General features: G+C 69.7%; 13 protein-coding genes. 9 read left to right on the forward strand and 4 right to left on the reverse strand.

Annotation, left to right across the window (positions count from 1 at the left end; genetic code table 11):
* Positions 1 to 98 precede the first annotated feature (98 nt).
* The 4 genes from ABZX92_RS23430 to ABZX92_RS23445 are packed head-to-tail and all read left to right on the forward strand — an operon-like array spanning position 99 to position 6,338.
* Positions 99 to 2,468: an AAA family ATPase gene (locus tag ABZX92_RS23430; protein ID WP_355563032.1), complete on the forward strand. Its 2,370-nt coding sequence runs from the start codon at positions 99 to 101 to the stop codon at positions 2,466 to 2,468.
* On the forward strand, positions 2,465 to 2,863 hold the full coding sequence (locus ABZX92_RS23435; RefSeq protein WP_355563035.1) for a hypothetical protein: 399 nt from the start codon (positions 2,465 to 2,467) through the stop codon (positions 2,861 to 2,863). The genes ABZX92_RS23430 and ABZX92_RS23435 overlap by 4 nt, the downstream gene beginning before the upstream one ends.
* Before the next feature lie 8 nt (positions 2,864 to 2,871).
* Positions 2,872 to 3,711, forward strand: a complete 840-nt coding sequence (locus tag ABZX92_RS23440) for a metallophosphoesterase (RefSeq protein ID WP_355563038.1) — start codon at positions 2,872 to 2,874, stop codon at positions 3,709 to 3,711.
* Entirely contained in the window at positions 3,708 to 6,338 is a 2,631-nt protein-coding gene (locus ABZX92_RS23445) for an AAA family ATPase (RefSeq protein WP_355563041.1), read from the forward strand. Before ABZX92_RS23440 ends, ABZX92_RS23445 begins: the two co-directional genes overlap by 4 nt.
* Here ABZX92_RS23445 and ABZX92_RS23450 read toward each other — a convergent pair.
* Entirely contained in the window at positions 6,319 to 6,777 is a 459-nt protein-coding gene (locus ABZX92_RS23450; protein ID WP_355563044.1) for a very short patch repair endonuclease, read from the reverse strand. The genes ABZX92_RS23445 and ABZX92_RS23450 overlap by 20 nt on opposite strands.
* Before the next feature lie 49 nt (positions 6,778 to 6,826).
* Between ABZX92_RS23450 and ABZX92_RS23455 the strand changes: the two genes are divergently transcribed.
* Positions 6,827 to 7,459 carry a hypothetical protein gene (locus ABZX92_RS23455; RefSeq protein ID WP_355563047.1) on the forward strand — a complete coding sequence of 211 codons (633 nt, stop codon included), beginning with the start codon at positions 6,827 to 6,829 and terminating at the stop codon, positions 7,457 to 7,459.
* Here ABZX92_RS23455 and ABZX92_RS23460 read toward each other — a convergent pair.
* Positions 7,449 to 7,727 (reverse strand): hypothetical protein, encoded by a 279-nt coding sequence (locus ABZX92_RS23460; protein WP_355563050.1) that lies wholly within the window; start codon positions 7,725 to 7,727, stop codon positions 7,449 to 7,451. The two genes, ABZX92_RS23455 and ABZX92_RS23460, sit on opposite strands and share 11 nt — an antisense overlap.
* Positions 7,728 to 7,780: 53 nt before the next feature.
* Between ABZX92_RS23460 and ABZX92_RS23465 the strand changes: the two genes are divergently transcribed.
* Positions 7,781 to 8,674 carry an XRE family transcriptional regulator gene (locus ABZX92_RS23465; RefSeq protein WP_355563053.1) on the forward strand — a complete coding sequence of 298 codons (894 nt, stop codon included), beginning with the start codon at positions 7,781 to 7,783 and terminating at the stop codon, positions 8,672 to 8,674.
* Between the two features lie 137 nt (positions 8,675 to 8,811).
* On the forward strand, positions 8,812 to 9,729 hold the full coding sequence (locus ABZX92_RS23470; RefSeq protein WP_355563056.1) for a hypothetical protein: 918 nt from the start codon (positions 8,812 to 8,814) through the stop codon (positions 9,727 to 9,729).
* Here ABZX92_RS23470 and ABZX92_RS23475 read toward each other — a convergent pair.
* Positions 9,702 to 10,502, reverse strand: a complete 801-nt coding sequence (locus tag ABZX92_RS23475) for an SDR family NAD(P)-dependent oxidoreductase (RefSeq protein ID WP_355563058.1) — start codon at positions 10,500 to 10,502, stop codon at positions 9,702 to 9,704. The two genes, ABZX92_RS23470 and ABZX92_RS23475, sit on opposite strands and share 28 nt — an antisense overlap.
* An 88-nt stretch (positions 10,503 to 10,590) precedes the next feature.
* On the opposite strand from ABZX92_RS23475, the gene ABZX92_RS23480 reads away from it, so the two are divergent.
* Entirely contained in the window at positions 10,591 to 10,950 is a 360-nt protein-coding gene (locus tag ABZX92_RS23480) for a nucleotide pyrophosphohydrolase (RefSeq protein ID WP_355563061.1), read from the forward strand.
* On the forward strand, positions 10,947 to 11,537 hold the full coding sequence (locus tag ABZX92_RS23485) for a hypothetical protein (protein ID WP_355563063.1): 591 nt from the start codon (positions 10,947 to 10,949) through the stop codon (positions 11,535 to 11,537). Before ABZX92_RS23480 ends, ABZX92_RS23485 begins: the two co-directional genes overlap by 4 nt.
* On the opposite strand, the gene ABZX92_RS23490 is transcribed toward ABZX92_RS23485, so the two are convergent.
* Positions 11,534 to 11,698: a hypothetical protein gene (locus ABZX92_RS23490; RefSeq protein ID WP_156213378.1), complete on the reverse strand. Its 165-nt coding sequence runs from the start codon at positions 11,696 to 11,698 to the stop codon at positions 11,534 to 11,536. The two genes, ABZX92_RS23485 and ABZX92_RS23490, sit on opposite strands and share 4 nt — an antisense overlap.
* Between the last annotated feature and the right edge of the window lie 195 nt (positions 11,699 to 11,893).

Consider the following 11,893-nt stretch of genomic DNA (forward strand, 5'->3'; position numbering starts at 1 on the left):
CCAGTAGGTCTCATTTGGAACCTAGGTTGCCGCCCTATCGAGTGGTGGCAGCTGGAGGAAATGTGACCGTGGCGGGTGAAGCCGGGTTACTCGAACTGATGGCCGGACGATTGGCCAAAGACGATCTCACCGCACGTGCGGCGGAACTGGTGCTGGCGGCGTGCCGTGGCGAAGCAGCGCTGGACCGCGCGCTCGCCGGTGTGCCGGCGCGGGCACACGGGACGCCGAGAGAACGGACCGACGGCCCCGGCCAGGGGATTTTCGTGTCGGAGATCCGGGTGCGCGGCTTCCGGGGCATCGGGCCCCAGGCACGCCTGCCGCTGGCACCGGGTCCCGGGCTGACCGTCGTCACCGGACGCAACGGCAGCGGCAAGTCGAGCTTCGCCGAGGCCGCGGAACTGGCGCTGACCGGCTACAACGCCCGCTGGACCCGGGCCAGGCACGACGTGTGGCGGCAGGGCTGGCGCAATCTGCACCAGACCGACACCGCCGTCGAGCTGGAGCTCGTGCAGGCCGGGCAGACCGACCGGACCACGATCCGGAGATGCTGGGACGCGGACGACGACCTGGCGCAGGGCGACTGGACGCAGGACGACGCGCCGTTCGACGACCGCAGGTGGCACGACGCGCTGGAGACCTATCGGCCGTTCCTGCCCTACAGCGAGCTGGGGACCGTCCTCGACGCACAGCCTGAGGATCTCTACGAAGCGCTACACCGTTTGCTGGGGTTGGAAGCTATAACGGAAGCTCAACAGTCTCTCGCCGAGCACCGCAAGCGACTCGCCGAAATTGTCGCGAGACCCTATGACAGGCGTGAACGGGTGCGCGCGGAGCTGGCGGCGTCACCCGACGAACGCGCCCGGCGCGCCGCTGAGCTGCTCGGCAGCGACTCCCCCGATCTCGACGCGATCGCCGACCTGGCGCTCGGCGCGGATGTCGGCAGCGGCACGAACCTGCTGCACCAGATCGTGGATCTGCAGCTGCCGCCCGACGACGAGATCGACAGGTGCCGCGAGACCCTCGATCTGGCGTTGGGGGCGGTAACCGTCGTTGCGACGGACAACGCGCAGGACTCGCTCAGGTGCAGCGAGATCCTGCGGCTCGCGATCCAGCTGCAGGAGTCCGGCGGCAACCAGACGTGCCCCGTGTGCGACCTCGGCCGGCTCGACGGGCTGTGGCTCACGAAGGCCAAGGCACGGGCCGAGCACCTGGCCAACGCCGCCGCGGAACTGCATGAAGCCGCCGACCGGCTGGACGTGGCCGTGGCGGCCACGCGGGCGTTGTGCCAGCCAGCGCCGGACGTGCTGAAGGAAGCCCAGGACATGCTGGACACGACCACCGCGCTGCAGGCCTGGCAGGCGTGGGACGACTGCGTCTCGATCGACGACCCGGTACGACTCCGCCAGGAGTTGTTCGACCGGTACACCGACCTCATACAGGTTGTCGACCAGCTGAAATCCGTCGCGCGCGAGCAGATCGACCGGCGCGATCTGGTGTGGCGGCCGATGGCACTCGCACTGTTCGAATGGCACTCACAGGCGCAGCAAGCGCTTGCGGACGCCGAGGTGCTCGCCGACGTGACCGAGGCGGAGAACTGGATCCGCAAGACGGCCACGACGTTGCGATCCGAGCGCATCGCGCCGTTCGCCAAGGAGTCGCAGCGGATCTGGCAGCGGCTGCGGCAGCAGAGCAACGTCGACCTGGGCGCGGTGCGGCTCGGCGGCACCCGCAACGTCGAGCTGGACGTGTCGGTCGACGGCGTTTCGAACTCGGCGCTGGCGGTCATGAGCCAGGGCGAGCTGCACTCGCTGGGGCTCGCGTTGTTCCTGCCCCGAGCGATGGTGGACGAGAGCCCGTTCCGCTTCGTGGTGATCGACGACCCGGTGCAGGCGATGGACCCGTCCAAGGTGGACGGTCTCGCGCAGGTGCTCGCCGACGTCGGGCTGACCCGCCAGGTCGTGGTGTTCACGCACGACGAACGGCTGGTCGAGGCTCTGCGGCGGCTCAGGCTCCCCGCCACGGTGTGGGAGGTCTGCCGCGGCGAGGAGTCCGTCGTGCAGGTGCGGATGTCCGACGATCCGGTCGGCCGCTGCCTGAACGACGCGCGGGCGATGCGAGGCGACGAGGACCTGCCGGAAGCGCTGCGGACCGAGCTGGTGGCGTCGTGCTGCCGGGCGGCCCTCGAAGCCGCGTCGCACGCCCGGTTCCGGCGCGAACGGCTCGGCCGCGGCATGCCGCACGCCGAGGTCGAACGGGTGCTGGAGTGCGCGCTGACGACCAGGCAGAAGCTCGCGCTGGCCGTGCTCGACGACCTCGGCGAGCCCGGAAAGCTGTTGCCGCATCTGGAGGACGTCGTCGGCTCGTGGGCCGTCGACCTGCTGCAGGCGTGCCGTGTCGGCGGTGACGGTGGCGATCTCGACGTGCTGATCCGCGACACCGAACTGCTCGCGGGGTGGCTGCAGCGATGAGCCTCGTCCCCAACGTGCCTGCTGACGTGAAAGACCGGCTGACCTGCGTCGCGAACCTGCTGGCCCGCCCGGAACAGCTCGACGGCGTGCGGATCCGGTGCTGCGCCGAGCTGTTGCGCACGGCGGTGGAACGGTCGGTGGCTCGTGCTTGTGCCGCCGAGAACACCGACCAGCCCGTGCACGCCTTGCTGATCAGCCTTCCGTCCCACGTGGACGCCGACGTGGCGCACGACGCTTCCCAGCTGTGGCACGCGCTGAGCCGCGCGATCCGGCACCACGGCTACGAGCTGAACCCGACCGTCGCGGAACTGCGCGGGTGGCACGCCGACACCGCGTCCGTCGTCGAGGCTCTGCGGCCGACCCTGACCCTGTCCGGCACCATCGACCTCACCTGAAGGCACCGGTGAAACTGCTGCTCTTCGCGGACCTCCACCTGGACACGCGCTTCCCGAACGCCGGTCCCGCGCGGCGCCAGGCGTTGCGCGACACGCTGGGCCGCATCGTGGACCTCGCCCAGGACTCCCAAGTCGACGCCGTGCTCTGCGCCGGCGACCTCTACGAGCACGATCGCTGCTCCCCCAGCACGGCCTCGTTCCTGCAGTCGTCGTTCGACTGCCCGGTGCCGGTGTTCCTGGCGCCGGGCAACGACGACTGGTACGGGCCGCAGTCCGTCTACCAACAGGTGGACTGGACGCCGAACGTGCACGTGTTCTCCTCGGAGGACATGACGCCCGTGGAACTCGCCGACGGCGTCACGCTGTGGGGCGCGGCGCACGTCGGCCCCGGTCCGGCGCGGGACTTCCTGGACGGCTTCGCGGTGAACCGCTCTGGCGTGAACCTGGCGCTGTGCCACGGATCCGCGCCGGAGGACGTCGCGATCACCGGCCTGGACCACGCGTTCCTGGGCCACGAGCACATTCCTGACCACGCCGTGCGCTACACGTTCCCCGGCAACCCCGATCCGTTGACCGCGGGCGAGACCGGTGAGCGCGGCGCTGTGCTGTGCACCGTGCACGACGACGGAACGGTGTCGCGCGAGGTGTTCGACGTGTCCGCTTCGCGCTCGCTGGGATTGCTGGCCGAGTCGTCGGAGGCTTTTCCGTTGCTGGACTTCGACTCCGTCGCCGCGGAACGAACCGTGCGCGGCCAGTTCGTGCGCGATGTGCTGGCGGATCCCGCGCTGGACACCGGCTTGCGCGGCCGCGTGCTCGCCACCGGCCTGCGCGCGCTGGAGGAACGATGAAGATCGAGTCGGTGACCGCGCACGCGTTCGGGCCACTGCACGACCGGACTTTGCCGCTGGCACCGGGCCTTACCGTGGTGTCGGGCGTGAACGAGTCCGCGAAGTCTTCTTGGCACGCCGCCATTCGCGCGGCTCTGTGCGGCGAACCGTCGTCGCGGCACCGCCCGTGGCACGGCGAGTCCTGGCGCGTGGCCGCAACGGTGTCGCTGGAGTCCGGCGAGGTCGTGGTCGTCGACCGCGATCTCAACGACGACGCTGCTCCCGATGTGGCGCGGCGCATCGGCCTGGACCGCATGTCGTTCGCCGCCACCGCGTGCGTCGACCAGGCTCAGCTCCTGTCGGTGCTGGACGCGGCCGACGGCCTGCAGACCCACTTGCGCCGCGCCGCCGCCACCGCGGGCACGGACGGCACCGTCGAGCAGGCCCTGCAACGTCTGACTGCACCTGTGGACGCGTTGCGCGATGCCCGAAACCGCTTGCGCGAGGCCGAAACCGACCTGAGCGTGGCCCGCCGTGACCACGAGCGATACCTGGAGCTGAGCACGCAGGCCCGTTCCGCCGCCGCTGCTCGCGCCCGCTTGGCCGTTCAGTCGCACGCGGCTCTGGTGGGGTCGCTGGCTTCTCGTGCCGCGCGCCTGGCCGAGCTGCAGGAGCGCTTCGGCGGCAAGCCTCCGTCGGGCATGGCAGCGCAGGAAGAGCTGACCCAGAAGGTCAACCGCGCCTTGGCCTCGTGGCGCGCCGCCCCGACTCCACGTGTGCTGACCGGTCCGTCCGCGTCAACGCTGGAGGGCGAGCTCGAAGCCCTGCCCGAGTTCCCGGTCGGCGAGACCGCGCTGGACGAGGAACTCCGCGTGGTGGCCAGCGCTTATGAGACTGCTTCCGCCGTCGCCGCCGCCCACAACGAGCGGCGTCCGATGCCCGTGACGTCCGCGGAACCGTCCGTGCTGCGCGGCCTGGCCACCCGGCTGGACCCGATGAGCGGCTCCCGGCTGACGACCGCGTCCATCGAGGTGGACACCGCACGCCAGTTCCAGGACGAGGCCGCCGCCAACGCCGCGCGCGTCCAGGTGGAGGCCGACGTCGCGGCCGCGCGGGTGCGAGAAATCGCGATGCCGAACCCGTTCCTGCGCAACACTCTGCTGGCCCTGAGCTGCCTGACCTCGCTGGTCGGCGTGCTGCTCTTCCTGGTGGATCAGCAGATGGCCGCCATCGGTGTCCTGGTCGCCGCCCTGATCGCCGGCGTCGGCGGTGCCCTGGCCCGAGGCAACGCGCCACAACGCGAAGCCGCCGTCTCGTTCGCCGCCGAACGCGCCGCCGCCGCTCACCAGGCTCGCAGTCTGCTGTTCGTGGCGGACCGCAAACTCGCCGAGGCCGAGGGCCAGCGCGCGGTGGCGTTGGAAGCCGTGCGCGTGCACGACGAAGCCGTCGCCGGTTGCTCCGCCCTGGGCGTGCCTCCCGACCGCGAAACGTTGTGGCGCCTGGCAAACCGCCCGGCCTGGGAAGCCTCGCACCTCGACCTCGTGTGCGACGTGGCGCGCACCGAGAAGGCAGTCCGCGTGGAACTCGCCGCGCGCGGCAAGGTCGACAACACGATGTCCGTGCCCGACCTGCTGATCGACTACGAGACCGACTGCAAAGTCCGCGCCCGCCAGGCACTGATGGCCGCCCAACGCCCGTTGCTCGCCCAGGCCCTGGAAGACCGCCGCCTGGCCGAGGCCACCGTCGCCGAGGCCAGGATGGCCCACAACCGCGCGTTGTTCCTGCTGCGCAACGCCGTGACCGCGATCGGCGGCTCCGGCGAACGCCCGGAGGACCTGCTCCGTTCGATCGCCGAGTGGCAGCGCGGCTGGGACCGCATGCTGCGCGAGGCCGAGGAGGAACGCAACGCGTGGGCCGAACTGCAGTCCCTCTTGGCAGACGCCACTTCGGACGACCTGGAAGCTCAGCTCTCCGCCGCGCAGACCCGGCACGCCGCACTGCTGGAAGACGCACTTCGTTACGCCGCATGCGATCCCGTCGACCCGTCGCTCGCTGCGTCGTGCGAATCCTTGGCGGCGACTCTCGCCGAGCTCGCCCGAGCGATGCCCAGCGTTCCGGACGCGGAGGAGGCGGTGCAGGAGGCCGCGGCCGAGGTGGCCACCGTGATGGCGGAGGCCGAGGCGAACGACCTGGCCTCGCGCTACCTGACCGCGGCTCGGGAGAAGGTGCACAGCACGATCGCTCCGGCGCTGGAAGAAACCCTGCGCTCGTGGCTCCCCGCGGTGACCGACGGACGCTACGTGGACGCCGCCGTGGATCCATCGTCGCTGACCGTGCGGGTGTGCGCCGCTTCCGAGGCGTGGCACCAGGCTTCACGGCTGTCACTCGGCACGGCGGAGCAGGTCTACCTGCTGCTGCGGGTGGCGCTCGCTCAGCACCTCGCCACGGAGACGTGTCCGTTGCTGCTGGACGACGTGACCGTGCAGGCCGACGACGCGCGCACGCGGGCGGTGCTGGATCTGTTGCTGCGGTTGTCGGAGGACCGGCAGATCGTCCTGTTCGCTCAGGAGAGCTCGGTCGTTGAATGGGCCAAGGAACGGCTGGGCGAACGGGACGTGCTGCACCAGCTCACACCAGTAGCGGCCTGACCCGGCGGGAGTTCACCAGCGCGACGACCCGGTCGGCAACCTGCTCCGGGTCCTCGTGCTCCCACACCCGCACGACCAGCCAGCCGGCGGCGGTGAGCTGCACATCGGTATCCCGATCACGGACGACCACGCCGTGCAGCTTCACCTCCCACCACTCGCGGTTCGCCTTCGGCACTTGGCCGTGCTCCGGACACGAGTGCCAGAAGCACCCGTCGACGAACAACGCGATTCTGGCTCCTCGCAGCAGGACGTCGACACGTCTGCGGCGATTGGTGCCAGGCGGCGCCACGTCCACGAGGTAGCGCAACCCCCGCCGGTGCAGCGCACGCCGAACCGCCAACTCCGGCGCGGTACCGGTTCGGCGAGTCCTGCGCATCACCCGCGACGTCGCCGCGGAGCTGGCCGGTGGGGCGGGTCCTGCGTCGACGTAGCGGTACACGACCTGCAGTTTCCCGGAATTGTCAGACCCCGTCGCTACCGTCGGACCCATGACCAACGCCGCCTTCCGCAAGCTGACCCCGACCACCGCCGAGAGGCTCGCCGAGCTGGGGTTGCGCCTCGCCGTCCTGGACCGCGCGATCGCCGCCGGCATCGACGCGCGGGGTGCTTCGCCGCCGTTCGGGCCCACCAATGCGCCGGGGCTGCTCGACTGGATCCATCGGGTGGGCACGCTCAGGCAGCTGCTGGCGGCGCAGGGGTGGCAGCGGCTCGACCACTGGAACGCGGGGCTCATCAGGCATCCGTCGCGGCCGATCCTGCTGGGCACCTTGCAGGGCAACAGGGGGACGGGGTCGCCCGAGGCTCCCTTGCGCAGTGACTACGCGAAGGGGCCTGCCATTGCGGCGATGATGCGGGACAACGACCACGATCAGTTCGCGCTGTTCGAGAACGCGCGGACTGAGGGGCTGAAGTTGTGGTTCCTGGTCACGTATCCGCTGCAGCTGGAGGATCGGCTGGTCGTGTTGCGGGAGGTGTCGCAGCCGGAGCCGACGCCCCAGAACCAGGTCATCGAGCGGTGGGCGCATCGGATTCCGTTGCCGCCGATGGAGTTCGCGCAGACCAGGACGCCCAATGTGGACGGGCCGGAGGAGGTGGACTTCCCGATCGCCCTCAGGCGGTGAGCGTCAGCGGCGTGAGCAGGCCCAGCAGGATCTCGCCACGCCGGAGCCGGTGCGTCGCGGCCAGAGCCAGTACCACGCACGAGATGGGCGCCGACCTCACCGGGTGCGGCCACCTGATCACGCCTACCAGCGGCAACGCCGGCAGTGCGAGTCCCAGGAGCCAGGCGCCGGCGTGGGCACCGCGCAGGATCGAGTCCTGGGTGAACTGGTCATCCCGGCGGGTCCCGCGATCATGCTGCCACCAAGGGCGATGGGAGCGCAGTCCCACGTACTGAGGCCCGCGTGGCAGCGCGGCACGGCAGAGGTGACAATGGCCGGATCATGTTCACCCCCTCGCGACTCACGCTCGCCCGAACCCGGCGCGGACTCACCGCGGCCGAGCTCGCGCGCAAGTCCGGTGTGCAGGCCCGGGCGATCAACGAGTACGAGCGCGGGGTGCGGTGTCCGCGGCCGTCCACAACGGAGTCGCTGGCGGCGGCGCTCGGGTTTCCCGAGGCCTTCCTGACGCTGCCGGAGCCGCCCAGGCCGCAGAACTCTCCGCAGGGCGCGCAAGCCACGGCGGCCGCGCAGCTGGCGATCGAGTTCAACGCGTGGCTGGAGCGGTTGTTCGTGTTGCCGCAGCCGGATCTGCCGCCGCCGCGGACGTCGCCTGAGCAGACGCGGCTGGCGTGGCGGCTCGACACGTTGCCGGCGCCGAACATGGTGCAGCTGCTGGAGTCGCGCGGCGTGCGGGTGTTCTCGCTGCCGGTCGACTGCGCCGAGCAGGAAGCGTTCTCGTGCTGGCACAACGGGACGCCGTACGTGTTCCTCAGCCCGGCCGCGACGCCGGAGCAGGCGCGGTTCGACGCCACGACGCAGCTCGCCGTCCTGCTCGGCCATGACGAGCCGGAGAGCTTCGCCGCCGAGTTCCTCATGCCCGAGAACCTGCTGCACGGCACGAGCCACAGCCATTGGCACGTGTCCAGCCAGCAGTTCGCCACGCGCGCCAACGCACCCGCCGAGGGCCCGATGGCCCGCCGCGAGACGTCGAAGCTGCTCACCAAGGTGTTCAAGGTGCTGCGCGAGAACGGCACGACGCCGTTGCACGTCGCCAAGGAGCTGAACCTCGGACTGGAGGAGCTCAACGGCCTGGTGTTCGGGCTCGTGCTCACGGCACTGCCAGGTGGCGGAGAGCCCGGCCCACGAGGCCGCGCCCGCCTCACCCTGGTCCACTGATCAACCTGGAGCCAGCGGCCGGTCACGCGCTGCAGTTCTTTGGCGGTTGTACTAGGCCAAACGAGCGATTTGTGAAACGCATGGCCCGGCATGCCCGACACTGAGAGTGACGGGTAGCCGAGTCGTGAGGACGCCCCATGACGATGCAGCAACGCACAGAGCCCTCGCCCGCAGCTGTTCTCATCTCCGTAGCCGTGCTCGCGCTGGTTCTGACCGTTGCTCTCGGCCCGCTGGGCTTCGTCATCGGGCTCGCGTTGTTCGCGTTGATGTTCATCGGCACCAAGCGCGGGCCGGCCGAGCAGATCGTCCCCGTCCGGACCCGGTCCCGCATCCGCCGCCTGTCCACGGCGGGGCGGGTCGCGATCGTCGGCGAGTCGCACTACCAGGACGCCATCGCCGAGGTCGCCAAGCACGCCACGGCGCAGACGCTCGAAGACGCCATTCCAGCGACCGCGGTGCTCGTCCCGGAATCCGCCAACCGGCACGACCTCCAGGCCGTGCGGGTCGACCTGCTGCGGGGCGACGGCACCGCGATCACCGCCGGCTACCTGCGCGGCGACCAGGCAACCGACTACCAGCCTCTTCTCGTCGAACTGGCCGAACGCGGCGAGGTCGGCTCGTGCCCGGCGCGGATCATGGGCGGCGGCCAGCGCTACTACGGCGTGCACCTGCACCTCGGTGCGCCCCGGCTGCTGCTGCTCGACCACGAGGCCCTCGGCACGGCCCCGACGATGCCCGCCGAACACCAGGTCACCGTCACGGGTGAGGACGCGCATCAGCTCGTGCTGCACCGCGTGGTCAACGGCCGGACGCCGGTCCACGTCATCGCCGAACTCCGCGACTGCCGGATCGCCAGAGGCTCTCACGTCGGCGAACACACTCTCGAGGTGCTCCTCGAAGGCGAGCGCATCGGCCAGCTCACCTATGCGATGGGGCTTCGCTACTGCGACCTGGCCCAGGAGTGGCGCGCCCGCACGGGGCGGGCGCTCTGCGAAGCCGTCATCACCAACGAAGGCACCCGCGGCCTTCAGGCGAACTTGCTGCTGCCCAAGTAGTCGGCGAACGTGCGCGGCTCACGACCGAGCACCCGCTGCACGCCGTCTGACAGATGCGCCTCTTCTCCCGTGCGGATGCGGATGAGCAGCATCGTCACGAGGTCGGCGATCTCGTCCGGGTAGCCGAGCCCGCGCATCGACGCGGCGAACTCCTCGGCCGCGACGTCGGTGTAGAGGACGGGGTTGCCGGTCACCGCGACGATCCGCGCCAGCATCTCGGCGAACGACAGCGCCTCCGGGCCGCTGAGCTCGTAGGTCTGCCCGGAGTGGCCGGGCTGGGTCAGAGCGGCGACGGCCACCTCGGCGATATCCAGTACATCGATGAACGGATGGATGCCCTGACCAGCGGGGACGGCAAGCTCACCGTGCTGGACGGGTGCGGCGAACATGTCCTCGTCGAAGTTCTGCATGAACCACGTCGGGCGCAGGATCGTCCACTCGGCACCCGAGTCCTTGATCGCGGCTTCGAAGGGATCGTCGTCGGGAGCGCCGCGCATGGACAGCAGGACGAGGCGGGTGACACCGGCCTTCACGGCCAGCGGTACGAACTCGAAGAGCAGTGCGGGGTTGTCCGGTGGGACGACGTAGACCGCGGTGGTGCCGGCGAGGGCGGGCTCCCAGGTGTCGGCGTCGGCCCAGTCGAACTTGGTGGCCGACGAACGCGACGCGGGGCGGGCGGCCTCGCCGAGGAGTGCGGTGACGCGGCGGCCGGTCTTGCCGGTGGCGGCGAGCACGAGGACGGTTGACGGCTTGATCTCGCTCGATGTTGACATGACTAGAGCTAATCAACGTTGACGCGGACGATCCATGCTTGATCGACCACCATCCTTGCTCGTTCGTCCAGGTGGTAAGTAGTGGGTCATGAGTGAGCGTGATCTCGTGGACCTGAGGGATGCCTTGCGGGCGTTTGCCGCCGCCCGCGACTGGGACAGCTACCACACGCCCAAGAACCTGGTGATGGCGTTGTCCGCGGAGGTCGGCGAGCTCACCGACCTCTTCCAGTGGCTGACGCCCGAAGAGGCAGAGAATGCAATGAAAGACCCAGACCTCGCTTGGAACGTGCGGGACGAGCTCGCGGACGTGATGCACTACCTCACCAGGCTGGCGGACAAGCTCGGTGTCGACCTCGTCGAGGCCGCGTTCGCCAAGATCGAGCGCAATGAGCGGCGATTCCCCACCGGGAGCCTGCGTCCTGTCCCTCTCGAGAAGGGTGAGCTGTGAGTCTCCAGAGCGTGCAGGCACTGCACGTGCACCAAAAGGTCACGTTCTTGTCCAACCGGTACGAGGTCTTCGCCGACAACGCCGGCGAGCCCGGCGAGCTGGTCGGGTACGCGGAGCAGAAGAAGTTCAAGATCAAGGAACGGATCACGATCTACACCGACTCGTCGAAGAGCCAGGTGCTGTTCGAGTTCAACGCCCGCAAGGCGCTGGACCTGGGCAGCGGCTACGACGTGACGGACGCGAGCGGGCGGTCGATCGGGTTGTTCCGCAAGGACTTCGCGAAGTCCCTGCTGCGCTCGACGTGGCACCTGGAGCAGCCGGGCTGGGGCACCACGACCGGTGCCGAGCGGAACAAGGTGTTCGCGGTGATCCGCCGGCTGTGGGGGTGGATCCCGTACATCGGCGAAGCGCCGTTCCCCTTGAGGTACCACTTCGACTTCACGCAAGAGAACGGCGCTCCCGTGTTCAGCGTCGACAAGAAGACCTGGATCCGCGACCACTACGTGGTGCCGATCCAGGATCCTGGCGTCGACCGGCGGCTGGTGATCGCCCAGGCCGTCGCACTCGACGCGCTGCAGTCCCGCTAGAGGTACGTCAGCAGGAGGAGGATCAGGCACACCAGCAGCACGACGCCGAGCACTGCGGGCAGGAATGACTGCGAGGACGGCGCGGGCTCGCGGGCGTGCCTGCCCCGCCTCCTGCGCGCTCGCCACCGCAAAGGTGCCTCCCCTGCCCACTGACCGTTCATGACGATCACGGTAGGGACCGGGAAGCCGGGCTTGACTCACGTCACCCGCTCGCCGAAGGCACGTCACCCTGACGGCCGCTCCGAGTAATTGAGCACAGACGAAAAAGCCCTGCGGGGAGCGCGTGAAGCGCTCAACCCGCAGGGCTAAATTAAGTTCGGCGGCGACCTACTCTCCCACACCGTAACCAGTGCAGT

The sequence above is a fragment of the Lentzea sp. NPDC006480 genome (genome assembly GCF_040611995.1).
Taxonomy (GTDB): domain Bacteria; phylum Actinomycetota; class Actinomycetes; order Mycobacteriales; family Pseudonocardiaceae; genus Lentzea.